The organism is Curtobacterium sp. MCLR17_058 (assembly GCF_003234705.2).
Classification (GTDB): domain Bacteria; phylum Actinomycetota; class Actinomycetes; order Actinomycetales; family Microbacteriaceae; genus Curtobacterium; species Curtobacterium flaccumfaciens.
Window position 1 is genome coordinate 2,456,936 of record NZ_CP126262.1, and the last position, 15,174, is coordinate 2,472,109.

Genomic DNA, 15,174 nt, shown 5'->3' on the forward strand with positions numbered 1-15,174 from the left:
GGGTCGATCCTGCCGTGCCCCGCTGAAGCAGGGCTGAAGCGGCGGGCTCAGACCAACAGCAGGATCCCGGCGATCACGGACGCGACGGCGATGGCGAGCGCGATGAGCAGGAGCACGAGGTGCACCGTGTAGAACGTCGTCGGCTTGCCGGCGGCGTCGCGGGCACGGGAATCCTTCGCGACACGCTGGAAGAAGCGCGGCCAGGTGACGACGTTGAAGACGGCGCCGATGAACAGGACGACTGCGGCGAAGACGAGCACGGGACGATCCTAGTGAACGTTCGCGGCGACGATGCCGGTACGTCGACGCCGGGCGGGTGGTGCTCGGCCGCCCCCAACGCGGCCGAGTCCCGACCCGGCAGGCCACAGGATCTGTAGCACTTGCTACAGACTGTACACGGCCTGTCCGGCAGCGTCGAGGGACTACGCCGTCTCGAGCGCGGCCTCGGCGTCGGCGAGGGCGGCACGCTCGGCGTCGGTCAGGGACGCCCGTGCTCCCCGGACGCCGTCGTTGATCTCGACGATGCGGCGGCTGAGCCGGGTCGCGGGGTCGTCGGTCGGCGGGTAGGCGTTGTCCACGCCGATCCGTTCGTGCAGCGGCGCCAGGCGGCGGAGCGCATCGTCCACACGGCGGGCACGGCGGCGGCGGGAGATCCGGTGCCCGACGACGAGCAGGAGCATGCCGGACGCCACGCACAGCACGGCTCCCGGCGTGGTGATGTCGTAGGGCAGCGAGAGCGCGTGCGTGACGTCCAGGTCGCCGGCGACGTGGGCGACGTCCATCACGACGACCACGACCATGCGGACGACCCCGAGCACCCCACCGAGGACCAGGACCCACAGCCCCACCAGGTCGGTGGTCGTCCGGGCTTCGCGCAGCCGGAGCACGCAGATGAACCCCGTCGCGCCGAGGGCCACTCCGAGGTAGACGGTCTGCGCGATCGAGTAGACGGTGGCAGCCGGGTGCGAGCCGGCGTCGAGCATGAAGGTCGTCGTCGTCGCCGGCTTGTCGAGCACGGTGAACGCGACGACGACCACCACGACGACCACGGCGAAGGACACCACGACCGCGTTCCGGAGCCAGGGCCGCGCCGCGCCGACCGCCTTCGCCACGCCCCACAGCAGCGTGCTCGTGCCGGCCACCATGAGGCAGTCGCTGATGACGGTCACGACGTTGAACCCGCCGAGCAGCGGGTCGAGCCACCGGTACAGCGGGTCGACGTTCGTCACGATGGTGGCGGCGAAGAGCAGGAACGTGAACGCCAGGGTGCGGTCCTGCCCGCGTTGCAGGACCAACAGCACGATCGTCCCGACGATGAGCAGCACCGCCTGGACGACGGCGATGATCACCCGAAGACCCCGCGGAAGGCGCTCGGGCGGCCGCGGTGCTGGCGGATCACGGTGGCCAGGCGGTCGGCGAAGACCTCGGCCTCGTGCTCGTAGGTGTTCGAGAACATCCCCCGGGCCAGCGCACGCTCGACCTTGTACTCGGGCAGGTCGGGGATGACGTCACGGATGTAGGCGCTCTGCGGGGCGTGCTCCTGGTGCCGGTGCAGGACGTGCCCGAGCTCGTGCCCGATCACGAACGAGCGGAACGTCGGCGAGGTCGTCGGCGAGATCATCACGAGGTGCGCGTGCTCGAGGGTGGCCACGAAGCCGCACACGGGTTCGGCGGCCAGGAACGACTCCTCGCGCACCACGATCGGCTTGCCGACGACGTCAGCGGCGGCGGCGACGGCCTGGTCGACGTCCGACCACCCCTCGGCGGCACCACGAGCCCAGAACGCCTCGACGAGGGCGTCGGTCATGCGACGCTCCCCCGCTGCGATTCCTCCTCGAGCACCTCGGCGATGCGCCGCAGCGCGTCGGGTGAGAGCTCACCGGGGAAGGTCCGGGCCGCGAAGCCGCTCACGCGGGCGGACCGCAGGGACCGGACGAGGGCGAGCTGGGCACCGATCCGTTCCGGCACCTCGCTGTCCTCGAGCAGGAAGCGTTCGTCGACCTCGAAGTACCCGGCCAGCAGGCGCAGGAGCTCGGTGTCGCGGTTGCGGCGGCCGTCGCCGGAGAGCATGTAGGTCCACTTCGCCCGCGACAGCGACCCGCCGTGCGCCGCGACGTACTCCTCGATCGAGGAGAACGGCACCGGGGCGCCACGCTGCGACTCCTCGAAGTCGAGGAGCAGGTTGAGGCGGCGCGCGAGCTCGGCGGCGTCGAGCGCCCCGCCCTTCAGATCACCCGTGTCCATCTCGGACTCCTCCCCAGCCGTGTCCGCGCGACCTGTGGGTCCGGCGCGTGGACGCCATGCTAGCGCGGGTGCCCGGCACGCGCGCCGCTACCCTCGTGGGCATGCCCCGCCGCTTCCCCGCCACCGTCGCGGCACCGGTCGAGCACGAGATCGTCATCACGAAGTCGCGGTTCATCACCACCGTCGCGCCGGTGACCGGGGTCGAGGACGCCGACCGCGTGATCGCCGAGGTCCGCCGGCGGTACTGGGACGCCCGGCACAACTGCACGGCGATGGTCACCGGCGTGCTCGGCGACCAGGCCCGTTCCTCGGACGACGGGGAGCCCTCCGGCACCGCGGGCGTCCCGATGCTCGAGGTCCTGCGACGCCGCGGGCTGACCGACGTCGTCGCGGTCGTCACGCGGTACTTCGGCGGGGTGAAGCTCGGTGCCGGCGGACTGGTCCGGGCCTACTCGACCTCGGTGTCCGAGGCGCTCGACACGGCGCTCCTCGTCCGTCGCGAGGCATTGACGCAGGTGCGCTTCGACGTCGACCACGCCGACGCCGGGCGGCTCGACAACGTGCTGCGCGACTGGGTGCGGCACCACCACGCGACGCTCGGCCCGACCGAGTACGGGCAGGCGGCGACCTTCGAGGTGTGGGTCCCCCACGAGGCGCTCGGCGCCCTGACGGCCGACCTCGCCGCCGCGTCGGCCGGTTCGCTCGCACCCGTCATCGGCGAGGAGCGGATCGTCGACGTCCGCGCCGACTGAATTCGCGGTTCCTGCACACCTCGGGCGTGTCTCGGCATCGGCGTGGAAACCTGCCGGGAACGCACGAACGCCCCGACTCGATGAGCCGGGGCGTTCGTCCTGCAGTGCACCCCCTCGGACTTGAACCGAGAACCCACTGATTAAGAGTCAGTTGCTCTGCCAATTGAGCTAGAGGTGCATGTTCCGGCTTCCGTGCCGCAACGGGAATCAACAATAGCATGGGTTTCGCGCGCCCACGACCACTCGCGGGCGCACGACGCGAACAGGAGCACCATGACCGACCGTCTCGTCCCCGGCGACACCGCCCCCGACTTCACGCTGCCCGACCAGGACGGCGTCGAGCACTCCCTCGCTGCCCTCCGCGGCAAGAAGGTCATCGTGTACTTCTACCCGGCGGCGTCCACCCCGGGCTGCACCACCGAGGCCTGCGACTTCCGCGACAACATGTCCTCGCTGCAGGCCGCCGGCTACGAGGTCCTCGGCGTCTCGAAGGACGAGCAGGCGAAGCTCAAGACCTTCCAGCACGAGCAGGCGCTGACCTTCCCGCTGCTGAGCGACCCCGACCTCGCCGTGCACAAGGCCTACGCGGCCTGGGGTGAGAAGAACAACTACGGCAAGATCGTCACCGGCACGATCCGGTCCACGATCGTGGTCGACGAGAACGGCGCCGTGCAGCTGCCGCTCTACAACGTCAAGGCCACCGGGCACGTGGCGAGCCTGCGGAAGAAGCTCGGCCTGGTCTGAGGGCTGGCCACGCACTTGAGGCCCGGTGCCGGTTCCGAGAACCGGCACCGGGCCTCCAGTGCGTGGCGGACCAGACCGTCTACTCGGCCGGACGCGCGAGCGCGGCCGTCACCGACCGCGACAGCACCAGCGTGATGCCGAGCAGGGCCGGGACGAGCAGCACCCAGCCGACCGCGGCGACGCGGAAGACGCCCTGGAACGCCCCGATCGCGATGGCGCCCTGCAGGACCTGCCAGACGATGATGCCGGAGCGCACCCACGCCCGGCCCTGCCACAGGCCGTTCAGCAGCGCGCCGAGCCAGAGCGCAGCGATGGCGACGAGGACGGTGAGGGCGATGCCGGACGCGATGCTCGTGGCCGGGGCGACCAGTAGTTCGACGACCAGGACGACGGTCACGACCACCAGCGCGAGGAACTCGAGGCCGACCACGGCGAGCAGCCCCAGCATCGCCGGCGACCGGCGCGCGACGGGCGTGGAGGGTTCGGTGTCGTTCGGGGTGTCGTCGTGCACAGTGATCCTCCAGCATCGGAACCCTTGATTTGGCCCTACCAGTATGGAACGATATTGGAGGTCGTTTGGACGGCACGATGTGGTGTGCGTCTCCCGTGGTTCATCGCTCCTCCCCCGAGCGTCTCGCGGGCGTCAGACACGCTTCCTGCGGACTCCTCCCCACAGTTGTCCCCTCCATGCCGCATGCATGGTCAGCGGTCCGATCCCCCGAACCACGGCCCCGGCCTGCCGTTCGAGCATCGACATCAAGGAGCACCACACATGGACTGGCGTGACAAGGCTGCCTGCCTCACCGCAGACCCCGAGCTCTTCTTCCCCGTCGGGAACACCGGGCCCGCCGTCGACCAGATCGAGAAGGCCAAGTCGGTCTGTGCGCGTTGCACGGTCACCGAGATGTGCCTGCAGTACGCACTCGAGAACAACCAGGACTCGGGTGTCTGGGGTGGTCTCAGCGAGGACGAGCGTCGTGCGCTGAAGCGTCGCGCCGCCCGCGCTCGCCGCGCGTCCTGACCCCGGTCGTCTGACACCACGACGCCCGTCGTCCCTTCGGGGACGGCGGGCGTCGTCGTGCGTGCGGGCGGTGCGGTTTCTGCAAGACACCGGTGTTCACGGATCGAACACCGGAACGCGGGTGTTCGACCGGTGAACACCGGTGTTTTGCGGACTCGAACCGCCGGGCGGCGTCAGGCGGCGGGGGCGGTCAGCCAGCGGAACGGGATGGTGATCGTCACCTCGGTGCCGCTGCCCGTCAGGGTGTGCCAGTCGATGGTGCCGCCGAGCTCACCCTGGATGAGCGTGCGGACGATCTGCGTGCCGAGGCCCGAGCCGACCTTGCCCTCGGGGAGCCCCACGCCGTTGTCTCGGACCTCGATCTCCAGGTGGTCGTCGAAGCGGCGGGCGACGATCTCGACCTCGCCGTCACGGCCGTCCAGCCCGTGCTCGACGGCGTTCGTCACGAGCTCGGTGAGTCCGAGGGCGAGCGGCGTCGCGGCCTCCGACGGCAGCACCCCGAACTCGCCGGTCTTCTTCGGGTGCACGGTGGTGTTGTGCGACGCGGCGACCTCGGTCACCAGCTTGAGCACCGAGTCGAACACCTCGTCGAAGTCCACCGTCTGGCTGAGGCCGCTCGACAGGGTGTCGTGCACGACGGCGATGGCGGCGACGCGGCGCATGGCGTTCTGCAGCGAGGTCCGCGCTTCGTCCGAGTGCGTACGACGCGCCTGGATCCGCAGCAGGGACGCCACGGTCTGCAGGTTGTTCTTCACACGGTGGTGGATCTCGCGGATCGTGGCGTCCTTGGTGATGAGCTCGCGCTCCTGGTGCCGCAGCTCGGACACGTCGCGGCAGAGCACGATGGCACCGATGCGCTCACCGTGGTCGCGGAGCGGGATCGAGCGGAGCGACACCGTGACGCCCTTCGACTCGATGTCCGCCCGCCACGGTGCACGGCCGGTGACGACGAGCGGCAGGGACTCGTCGACGTCGAGCTGGGCGCCGATGAGCTCGGTGGTGACCTCGGCGAGGGACTTCCGCTCGAGCTCGCCCTCGAAGCCCATGCGGTTGAACGCGCTCAGGCCGTTCGGGCTCGCGAACGTGACGATGCCGGCGGTGTCGAGCCGCAGCAGACCGTCGCTGGCACGGGGCGCCCCACGACGGGGGCCCGCCGGTGCACCGAGGTCGGGGAAGTCACCGGTGGCGATCATGCCGAACAGGTCGTTCGCGCTCGCGGTGAAGTTGAGCTCCTGGCGGCTCGGGGTCCGCATCTCGTCCTGGTTGGAGTGCCGGGTGACGACGGCGATCGGTCGCTCGGTGGTCTCGGCGCTCTTCGCGCTCAGGCGGCGGAGCACCGGGATCGCGCGGACGCGGGTCGGGGTGTCCTCGTACCAGTCCGGTTCGGCGGAGTCGACGACCCGGGATCCGGCGAAGCTCTCGGTCACCTGGCCGCGCCACTCCTCGCGGATCTCCTGCCCGACGATGTCGCGGTAGAACAGCGTCGCCGCGGAGCTCGGCCGGGCGTGTGCGACGGCCACGAACGAGCCGTCCTCGGCGGTCGGGACCCAGAGCACCATGTCGGCGAAGGACAGGTCGGCGAGGAGCTGCCAGTCCCCCACGAGCAGGTGGAGCCACTCCACGTCTGCTTCCGAGGAACGGCCTTGCGCGAGGACGAGGTCACTGAGGGTCGACACCCACCCAGTCTAGGTCCGCTGCCTTGTGGAGAACGTCGCCCTCTCCACAGGGTAGACCGGTGTGTATTTCGTATGTCGCACGCCCCATACGCTCGCTCCAACGACGGAAGGGGCAGGGGTGGCAGAGCAGGCACGCCGCATCGATCACGAGACGACGACGGCGCACCCACCGCCGCTGCGGATCGTCGAACCGGCGCCGGAGCCCGCCGTGGCGACCGGTCCCCCGGACCCGGCGACGACCGCACGGGCGCTCGGGCTCTGCGTCGCGGAGGTGCTCACCGGCGCGCGGGAGGTCGACAGCATCGCCCGCTGGATCAGCGACGACGTGCAGCGGCACCTGCAGCAGCGGGCCGCGGTGGCAGCGCACGCCCGGGGCTCCGGTCGGCGGGCACGTGGGCGCCCGGTGCTCCGGGTCGGCAGCGTCCTGGTCTGCCGCCCCGCGGCGGGCGTCGCCGAGGCGACGGTGATCGTGCACACGCGCAGTCACGCTCGAGCGGTCGCCATGCGGCTCGAAGAGCGACACGGACGCTGGCAGGCGACCGCGATCGGGGTCCTGTAGCCGGGTCGCGGACGGACGGGAGGCCCGGTGCCAGCTGGCACCGGGCCTCCCGTCCGTCGTCGGTCACGCCTGGTGAGCGGGAATGGTCGGGTCCCGACGTGGGACCCGACCATTCCTGCTCACGATGCGCTCGCGCGCGGTCGCTAGTTCTTCTTGGCCGCCTGGCGACGCTCGGCGCGGTTGCTCGCCGCGGCCTGACCGGAGGCGGTGGCCGCGTTGCCGAACGCGGAGCCCTGCTCGGGCTCGGCGACCGCTTCGGCCTCAGCCTCAGCCTGGGCGCGCTGCGCACGAGCGGTCGCGGCCTGCTCGAGGCGACCCTTCTCGTCGCGGACCTCGACCTCGCCGTCGATCGACGGTGCCGAGTACTCGAGGCCGGAGACCTCGTCCTCGCCGAGACCCTTGGCCTCGATCACCGCGTTCTCGCCGTCGGACTGCACCTGGACCTCGAGGTTGAAGAGGTAGCCCACGGACTCTTCGCGGATCTGCCCCATCATCGTCTGGAACAGGGCGTAGCCCTCGCGCTGGTACTCGACCAGCGGGTCGCGCTGCGCCATCGCGCGGAGGCCGATGCCGTCCTTGAGGTAGTCCATCTCGTACAGGTGGTCGCGCCAGCGGCGGTCGATCACCGAGAGCACCACGCGACGCTCGAGCTCACGCATCGCCTCGTCGCCGAGGAGCTCCTCGCGCTGCTGGTAGGCCAGCTTGGCGTCGGAGAGGATCTCGCGGGCCAGGAAGTCACGCGATGCCTTGCCCTTCGAGCCGGCCTCGGTGATGACCTCGTCGATGGAGATCGAGATCGGGTAGAGCGTGCCGAGCTCGGTCCACATGGCGTCGAGGTCCCAGTCGTCCGGGGAGCCTTCGCCGGTGTGGCTGTCGATCACGTCGTCGATGACGGCCTTGAGGAACGACTGCGCGCGGTCGTGCAGGTCGTCGCCCTCGAGGATGTGGCGGCGGTCGCTGTAGATCGCCTCGCGCTGGCGGTTCAGGACGTCGTCGTACTTCAGGACGTTCTTGCGGATCTCGGCGTTGCGGCCCTCGACCTGCGCCTGGGCGGAACGGATCGCACGGCCGACGAGCTTGTTCTCGATCGCCAGGTCGTCCGGCACGTTCGAGCGGCCCATGAGGCTCTCGGCGGCACCGGAGTTGAACAGGCGCATCAGGTCGTCGGTCAGCGACAGGTAGAAGCGGCTCTCGCCCGGGTCACCCTGACGGCCGGAACGACCACGCAGCTGGTTGTCGATGCGGCGCGACTCGTGGCGCTCGGTGCCGAGCACGTACAGGCCGCCGACGGCGCGGACCTTGTCGCCCTCTTCCTCGACCTCGGCCTTGACGCGGGCGAACACGTCGTCCCACTCGGCCTCGTACTCGTCGGGGGTCTCGGTCGGCGACAGGCCCTTGGCGTGCATCTCCTGCACGGCGAGGAACTCCGCGTTGCCACCGAGCATGATGTCGGTACCACGACCAGCCATGTTCGTCGCGACGGTCACGGCGCCGAAGCGACCGGCCTGGGCGACGATCGCGGCTTCACGTGCGTGGTTCTTCGCGTTGAGGACCTCGTGCTTGACGCCCTGCTTGGCGAGGAGCTTCGACAGGTACTCGGACTTCTCGACGCTCGTGGTGCCGACGAGGACGGGCTGGCCCTTCTCGTGGCGCTCCGCGATGTCCTCGGCGACCTGCTCGAACTTCGCCTTCTCGTTCTTGTAGACGAGGTCGGTCTGGTCGATGCGCTGCATCGGCTTGTTCGTCGGGATGGGCACGACGCCGAGCTTGTAGGTCGACATGAACTCGGCCGCCTCGGTCTCGGCGGTACCGGTCATGCCGGAGAGCTTCTGGTAGAGGCGGAAGTAGTTCTGCAGCGTGACGGTTGCGAGGGTCTGGTTCTCGGCCTTGACCTCGACACCTTCCTTCGCCTCGATCGCCTGGTGGATGCCCTCGTTGTAGCGGCGGCCCATCAGGATGCGGCCGGTGTGCTCGTCGACGATGAGCACCTCGCCGTTCATCACGACGTAGTCCTTGTCCTTCTTGAACAGGGCGACGGCCTTGATCGAGTTGTTGAGGAACGAGATGAGCGGGGTGTTCGCCGACTCGTACAGGTTCTCGATGCCGAGGTAGTCCTCGACCTTCTCGATGCCGGGCTCGAGGACACCGACGGTGCGCTTCTTCTCGTCGACCTCGTAGTCCTCGCCCGGGGTGAGGCGCTTGGCGATCGAGGCGAACTCGGTGAACCAACGGTTGGCCTCGCCCGAGGACGGACCGGAGATGATGAGCGGCGTGCGGGCCTCGTCGATGAGGATCGAGTCGACCTCGTCCACGACGGCGAAGAAGTGACCGCGCTGCACCATGTCGGACGCCTGCCACGCCATGTTGTCGCGCAGGTAGTCGAAGCCGAACTCGTTGTTGGTGCCGTACGTGATGTCGGCGGCGTACTGCTCGCGGCGCTCGGCCGGGGTCTGGTTCGCGATGATGCAGCCGGTGGTCATGCCCAGCGCGCGGAAGACGCGGCCCATGATCTCGGACTGGTACGACGCCAGGTAGTCGTTGACCGTGATGACGTGCACGCCGCGCGACGGGATCGCGTTGAGGTACGCGGCGGTCGTCGCGACGAGGGTCTTGCCCTCACCGGTCTTCATCTCGGCGATGTTGCCGAGGTGCAGTGCCGCGCCACCCATGAGCTGCACGTCGAAGTGCCGCATGCCCAGGGTCCGCTTGGCGGCTTCACGCACGGCGGCGAACGCCTCGGGAAGGAGGTCGTCGAGGGTCTCGCCGTTGGCGTACCGCTCGCGCAGCTCCTTGGTCTCGTCGTGGAGTTCCTCGTCGGTGAGGCTCGAGAAGTCGTCCTCGAGGTCGTTGATGGCCGAGGCGTACGCCTTCAGCCGGCGGAGGGTTCGTCCTTCGCCGATGCGGAGGACCTTCTCCAGCACGTTTGCCACGTGAACTCCTTACGAGGTCGTCGCGCGCGACCTGCACGCCCGATCGACCAGTCATGCTAGCAACCCGCGAACCCGCGGCGCTGTGAGCGGCGCGGCTGTCGCGGACACGGGTGTGCGCGGCCCGCGAACGGACCGCGCACACGGTGCGGGACCGGAGGCCCCGAGTCGGATCAGGCGATCGCGGCTGCGCGCTCCGCGTCGGTGTCGACCGCGGCCGGCGCCTGGCCGGCGGGCACCTCGTCGATGCCGATCACGCCGTAGTCCCAGCCCTTGCGTCGGTACACGACACTCGGACGGCGGGTCTCGGCGTCGAGGAACAGGTAGAAGTCGTGCCCGACGAGTTCCATGTAGTACAGGGCGTCGTCGACCGTCATCGGGGCCGCCTCGAAGACCTTGTGCCGGATGACGACCGGGCTGTAGACCTCGTTCTCGTCCTCGGCGGCCTCTTGATCGACGACCGGGACGGCACCGGTCGCGACGTCCTCGATGAGCTTGCCGTCGGCCGGGACGACGCCCATGCCGTCGAACCCGCTGCCGGCGGCCTCGGCGACCGAGGTGGGGCGGTGCCGACCGTGGTGCACCTTGCGGCGGTCACGCGCCCGACGGAGGCGTTCCATGATCCGCGCGAAGGCGAGGTCGAAGGCGGCGTACTTGTCCGACGCCGCGGACTCGGCCCGTACGAGCGGCCCCGGTCCGATCAGCGTGAGCTCCACGCGGTCCTCGCCCTGGCTGCCGCTCGACTTCTCGTGGTGGCGGCTGATGCGCACCTCGAAGGCGAGGGCGCGGTCGGCGAGCACGTCGATCTTCTCGGACTTCTGTTCGACGTAGGTGCGGAAACGGTCGGTGACCCCGACGTTCCGGCCCGTGATCGTCACGTCCATGTGGCGGCTCCCATCCAGTGTCGGCGCGTCGCCTCCGTCCGGCGACCCGAACGCCTTGTCGCGAGGCTAGACCCGGCGCACCCTCGGCGTCACGGGGAGGCGGCGAGTCCGTCGGACACTCACCGGACACACAGCGGCCACCGGGTGTTCACCGATCATCAGTCGTCGACGCTCGCCACGGCGACGCAGCGCACCACCCGACCACCCGCCGCCCGCACCGCTCGGACGCCCTCGGCCATCGTGACGCCCGTCGTCACGACGTCGTCGACGAGCACGACGTCGCGGCCGTCGACACCGGTCGCCCGCAGGGTCCCGACGGTCGCGGCGACGCGTTCCACCGCCGACCGCTCCTTCTGCCCCGGTCCGGATCGCCGTCGTCCGGCAGGGGTCCGGCCGAGGCGCCCCGTGTGCCGGACACCACCACGCGCGAGCAGCAGCACCACCGGGTCGAACCCACGGCGTCGGGCACCCGCGCGGGACGGCGGCACCCGGAGCACCACGGTGCCGTCCGGGGCCGCGGCGAGCGCCGCGCGGACGAGGACACCGAAGCGGACGCCGAGCGGACGGGCGACGTCGACCCGGCCCCGGAGCTTGAGTTCGAGCACCAGGGTGCGGACCAGCCCCTCGTACTCGAAGGCCGCGTCGAGCCGGACGCCGGCGACCAGCCGGACCCGCCGGGGCCGTGCGTCGAGCGCCGTGCGGCACGGTGGGCAGAGCGCGCGGTCCGGGCGGCCGCAGCCCAGGCAGGCGACCGGCAGGAAGAGCCCGAGCACGGCGAGCAGGGCGTCACGCCACGGGGTGGGGGCGTCGTCAGGGGGCATGCCCACGACTGTGGTGGTGACCGGACGACGGCGGTGGGCCGGCGTGCCGGACGGTGGACGGGCCTCCAGGCCAGGTGGGGTGTGGAGGACGGTGGCGTCAGCGCTGGACGCCGAGCACGTCGGCGGTGACGCCCGTCGAGTCCCAGCCGCCCCCGGTGGACTGCAGGACGTCGCCGCTCGACATCCGCAGCAGCAGCGCGCCGCCGCTGCCGCCGCTGATCGCGGTGGCGCGCCCGTCGGGCTTCGGCAGGGTGCTCGACTTGCCGCCGATGGTGGTGCGGACGATGTTCGGACCGGTCGGCGTCTGCCCGACCGAGGCGACGTCGGTGTCGTTCACCCACGTGGCGTCGACCGCGGTGCCGCTGGCGGCCTGCACCCGGACCGGGGCGCCGAACGAGGTCGGTGACCGGTCGGACCCGCGGATGATCGCCATCACGTACAGGCCGGGGCCGTCCGCGGTCTCGATGAGCGCGAGGGCCCTGGTGGAGTCGCGGGACACCTGGAACGAAACGAGGTCGCCGCGCGGCAGGGTGGTGCGCACCTGGTGGGGGTCGCCGCCGAGGCCGTAGGCGGTGATGTGACGGGTGTCGGACTGCTGCCCCACCCAGACGAAGCCGAGGTCGTCGACGGCGGGGGCGACGAGGTCCTCGCGGGCGTCGACGCGCAGGCGGTCCTTGCCACGCACGACGACGACGCCGTCCCGGTTGCCGACGGCGGCGGTGGTGCCGGACGCCGACAGGGCGATCGAGGTCGGGTCGAGGCCGGCGATCGCGGCCCCGACGCCGCTGCCGAGCTCGGCGACCTTGCCGGTGCCCGAAGCGGCGTAGCCGACGACGCCGTCCTCATCGACCAGGGGTCGGGGGTCGACGTCGGGGTTCTGCTGGGCGTCGGCTCCCCCGGAGTCCGGCACCGACAGCGTCGCGCCCTCGATCGTCATCGACACCGACGAGATGGTGGCGACCGAGGCGAGGGACTTGCTGAGCTGTTCGCGCATCCGGACCTTGTCGACGGTGCTCGCGCGCAGGGCGTCGCTCGACAGGTCGACCAGGGCGGTGCCGCTGTCGATCGTCACCGCGTTGAGGGACAGCTGGGTGCCCTCCGGGAACGACGAGACGACGGCGCCCTTCAGCCAGTCGGCGGGGCCGGCGAGCAGGGCGCTGGCGATGCGGGTGCTGGTGGAGGACCGAGCGAGGAACCAGCGCTGGTCGGGCACCAGGAAGCGGTAGGTCGGGTCGTAGAAGTACAGGGCGTGCGACTGGAACACCGACTCGAAGCTGACCGGCGACAGGATGATGCCGTCCGGGGCGTAGGCGATGCGCCACTCGCCGTCCTCGCGGACGAACTGGAACGTCAGCGTCGACGAGGTCGGGCGGACCGCCTGGGTGTACTCCCCGTCGGAGTCGACCGTGGCGCTGGCCGTCATCGTGTAGGTGAGCTCGCGGTCGTCGGCGCGCTCGACGGTGCCGCTGCCGTCCCGGATCGTGACGCCCTGCCGCGGGTTCCACCGCTGGGCGAAGTCGGCGGCCAGGAACTGCCGGGCGATCGCGTAGTTGTCCTGGGCACCGGTGGCGGCGGCGATGAACCCGCGGAGGATCGCCGTCTGGTCGGACCCGGTGATCGGCTTGTCCGGCCGGAAGTCGACGCCCGAGAGCGACTCGTCCTTGATCGTCTGCCCGGTGCGCACGGCACCGTCGGTCGGGATGGCCGCGCAGGCGGTGACCGCGAGCAGGCTGACCGCGGCGAGCGCGACGGCGAGGACGTGGCGGATCCGGTGGCGCATCAGGACTCCTCTCGCACGGCGCGGGGGCCGTCGTACGACTCGTCGAGCTCGGGCAGCGGGATGGCCGAGGTGGCTGTGGTGCCCTGCTCGTTGCGGGGCAGGGTGAGCACGAACGTCGATCCCGCGCCCGGTCGGGACCACACGTCGATGCGCCCGCCGTGGAGCTTCGCGTCGCCGAGGCTGATCGCGAGGCCGAGGCCGGTGCCGCCGATGGTGCGCTTGCGGCTCGGGTCGGCCCGCCAGAAGCGGTCGAACACCCGTGCGGCGTCCTCCGGCGGCATCCCGACGCCCTGGTCGCGGACGGCGATGGCGACGGTGCGTGCGTCGCTGTCGACGACGACCTGCACGGGCTTCGCGTCGCCGTGCTCGATGGCGTTGCCGACGAGGTTGCGCAGGATCCGGCGGACCCGCTTGGCGTCGAGCCGCATCGTGGTGTGGCCGCCGGGGGTCGCGAGCTGCAGGTCGATGCCGGCGCGTTCGGCCAGCGGGCGGAACTCCTCGACGATGTCCGCGGCGAGGGAGGCCGGCACGACGGGTGCGGTGTCGAGCTGCACCGCCTGGGCGTCGTACCGGGAGATCTCGAGCAGGTCGGCGAGGAGCATCTCGAAGCGCTCCACCTGGGCGTGCAGGAGTTCGGCGGACCGGCCGACCGACGGTTCGAACGCGTGCCGGGAGTCGTAGAGCATGTCGCCGGCGAGCCGGATCGTGGTGAGCGGGGTACGGAGCTCGTGCGACACGTCGGAGACGAACCGCTGCTGCACGCGGGAGAGCTCGGCGAGCTGGGTGATCTGGCGGCTGACCGCCTCGGCCATCCCGTTGAAGCTCCGTGCCAGGGTCGCCAGGTCGTCCTGGCCGCGCACCGGGATGCGCTCGTCGAGGCGCCCCGCGGCGATCTTCCGGCTCGTCTCGGCGGCTCCGCGGATCGGCACGACGACGAGCCGGACGACGAGCGAGGTGACCAGGGCGATGAGCACCATGAGCGCCACACCGCCGATGGAGAGGGTCTGGGAGACGAAGTCCAGGGTCTGCTGCGCGTCGGAGAGGTCGTAGACCAGGTAGAGCTCGTACTGGCCGGCGCTCGGGATCTGCAGCGTGGAGCCGACGGCGAGCCCCGGCACCCGGCGCCCGTCGTCGTCGAGTTCGACGGGCTGCAGGCTGAGCCGACCGGTGTTCTGCGCGACCTCCTTGCGCAGGGCATCGGTGATCACCGCGTCCGGGAAGTCCTGGCTGGCGATGGTCTGCAGCGTCTGCGGGGTGGACTGGTCCGGGCTCCGCTCGATGGCGATGCTCGTGCCGCCCGGGCTCGTCGTGTTCGACAGGATCGCCTGCTGGGCCTCGTTCTGCAGGGTCTCGAGCTCGGACTGGTTGTTGTCCTCAGCTGCCGTGGCCGCGTCGAAGATCCCCTGGGCGACGATGGTGGCCCGTGCGGACTCGGACTCGATCTGGTCGCGGCGCTGCGAGTAGACGTTCGTCGAGATGCTCACCATGACCGCGGTGCCGATGATCGCCACCGCGAGCCCGGTCGTCATCACGGTGATGGCGACCGAGCGGAACATGAGCGAGCGCCGCCACAGGTAGGCGATCGGACGCCAGGCGCGTCGGAGCCAGCGCCGCATCCGGCGACGGCTGCGGTCGACGACGCCGATCGAGACGGTGGTGCTGCCGGCCCCACCGGCACCGCCGGACCCACCGGCGCCGGTGGCCCGGCCGGCGCCGCCGACCCGGCCCGAGCGTGCCGAGCCCGACGGGCGCGTCGAGGGCGGCAC

General features: G+C 70.8%; 15 protein-coding genes and 1 tRNA gene. 4 read left to right on the forward strand and 12 right to left on the reverse strand.

Going from position 1 to position 15,174, the window contains the following annotated elements:
• Positions 1-47: 47 nt before the first annotated feature.
• From DEJ11_RS11595 to DEJ11_RS11610, 4 genes are all read right to left on the reverse strand, one after another.
• Positions 48-260, reverse strand: coding sequence for an SCO4848 family membrane protein (locus tag DEJ11_RS11595; RefSeq protein WP_027466517.1), 213 nt, complete (start codon positions 258-260; stop codon positions 48-50).
• Between the two features lie 162 nt (positions 261-422).
• On the reverse strand, positions 423-1,349 hold the full coding sequence (locus tag DEJ11_RS11600) for a hypothetical protein (protein WP_111104449.1): 927 nt from the start codon (positions 1,347-1,349) through the stop codon (positions 423-425).
• The gene (locus tag DEJ11_RS11605; protein ID WP_071405780.1) at positions 1,346-1,807 is read right to left on the reverse strand and encodes an ImmA/IrrE family metallo-endopeptidase; all 462 of its coding nucleotides are present in this window, start codon (positions 1,805-1,807) and stop codon (positions 1,346-1,348) included. Before DEJ11_RS11605 ends, DEJ11_RS11600 begins: the two co-directional genes overlap by 4 nt.
• The gene (locus DEJ11_RS11610) at positions 1,804-2,244 is read right to left on the reverse strand and encodes a hypothetical protein (RefSeq protein WP_051596928.1); all 441 of its coding nucleotides are present in this window, start codon (positions 2,242-2,244) and stop codon (positions 1,804-1,806) included. The genes DEJ11_RS11605 and DEJ11_RS11610 overlap by 4 nt, the downstream gene beginning before the upstream one ends.
• Before the next feature lie 101 nt (positions 2,245-2,345).
• Here DEJ11_RS11610 and DEJ11_RS11615 point away from each other — a divergent pair, with 101 nt between their 5' ends.
• The gene (locus DEJ11_RS11615) at positions 2,346-2,996 is read left to right on the forward strand and encodes a YigZ family protein (RefSeq protein WP_502866900.1); all 651 of its coding nucleotides are present in this window, start codon (positions 2,346-2,348) and stop codon (positions 2,994-2,996) included.
• A gap of 105 nt (positions 2,997-3,101) precedes the next feature.
• Here DEJ11_RS11615 and DEJ11_RS11620 read toward each other — a convergent pair.
• Positions 3,102-3,174, reverse strand: a tRNA-Lys gene (locus tag DEJ11_RS11620).
• Between the two features lie 95 nt (positions 3,175-3,269).
• Between DEJ11_RS11620 and bcp the strand changes: the two genes are divergently transcribed.
• On the forward strand, positions 3,270-3,740 hold the full coding sequence (gene bcp / locus DEJ11_RS11625; protein ID WP_111104451.1) for a thioredoxin-dependent thiol peroxidase: 471 nt from the start codon (positions 3,270-3,272) through the stop codon (positions 3,738-3,740).
• A gap of 79 nt (positions 3,741-3,819) precedes the next feature.
• Here the strand turns inward: bcp and DEJ11_RS11630 are convergent, their stop codons facing one another.
• Positions 3,820-4,251, reverse strand: a complete 432-nt coding sequence (locus tag DEJ11_RS11630) for a hypothetical protein (RefSeq protein ID WP_111104453.1) — start codon at positions 4,249-4,251, stop codon at positions 3,820-3,822.
• A 261-nt stretch (positions 4,252-4,512) separates the two neighbouring features.
• Here DEJ11_RS11630 and DEJ11_RS11635 point away from each other — a divergent pair, with 261 nt between their 5' ends.
• Positions 4,513-4,761 carry a WhiB family transcriptional regulator gene (locus DEJ11_RS11635; protein ID WP_017888820.1) on the forward strand — a complete coding sequence of 83 codons (249 nt, stop codon included), beginning with the start codon at positions 4,513-4,515 and terminating at the stop codon, positions 4,759-4,761.
• Positions 4,762-4,934: 173 nt separating this feature from the next.
• Here the strand turns inward: DEJ11_RS11635 and DEJ11_RS11640 are convergent, their stop codons facing one another.
• On the reverse strand, positions 4,935-6,437 hold the full coding sequence (locus DEJ11_RS11640) for a sensor histidine kinase (RefSeq protein ID WP_110865382.1): 1,503 nt from the start codon (positions 6,435-6,437) through the stop codon (positions 4,935-4,937).
• Positions 6,438-6,555: 118 nt separating this feature from the next.
• Between DEJ11_RS11640 and DEJ11_RS11645 the strand changes: the two genes are divergently transcribed.
• A complete protein-coding gene (locus tag DEJ11_RS11645) occupies positions 6,556-6,996 on the forward strand; it encodes an Rv3235 family protein (RefSeq protein WP_111104455.1) in 441 nt (146 codons plus the stop codon).
• A gap of 143 nt (positions 6,997-7,139) precedes the next feature.
• Here DEJ11_RS11645 and secA read toward each other — a convergent pair whose 3' ends face one another.
• From secA to mtrB, 5 genes are all read right to left on the reverse strand, one after another.
• Entirely contained in the window at positions 7,140-9,926 is a 2,787-nt protein-coding gene (gene secA / locus DEJ11_RS11650) for a preprotein translocase subunit SecA (protein ID WP_110865380.1), read from the reverse strand.
• 170 nt (positions 9,927-10,096) lie between these two features.
• On the reverse strand, positions 10,097-10,807 hold the full coding sequence (gene hpf, locus DEJ11_RS11655) for a ribosome hibernation-promoting factor, HPF/YfiA family (RefSeq protein WP_071405776.1): 711 nt from the start codon (positions 10,805-10,807) through the stop codon (positions 10,097-10,099).
• 158 nt (positions 10,808-10,965) lie between these two features.
• Positions 10,966-11,628, reverse strand: coding sequence for a ComF family protein (locus DEJ11_RS11660; protein WP_146250089.1), 663 nt, complete (start codon positions 11,626-11,628; stop codon positions 10,966-10,968).
• A 97-nt stretch (positions 11,629-11,725) separates the two neighbouring features.
• Positions 11,726-13,408 carry an LpqB family beta-propeller domain-containing protein gene (locus tag DEJ11_RS11665; protein WP_111047600.1) on the reverse strand — a complete coding sequence of 561 codons (1,683 nt, stop codon included), beginning with the start codon at positions 13,406-13,408 and terminating at the stop codon, positions 11,726-11,728.
• The gene (gene mtrB, locus DEJ11_RS11670; RefSeq protein WP_258375502.1) at positions 13,408-15,174 is read right to left on the reverse strand and encodes an MtrAB system histidine kinase MtrB; all 1,767 of its coding nucleotides are present in this window, start codon (positions 15,172-15,174) and stop codon (positions 13,408-13,410) included. Before mtrB ends, DEJ11_RS11665 begins: the two co-directional genes overlap by 1 nt.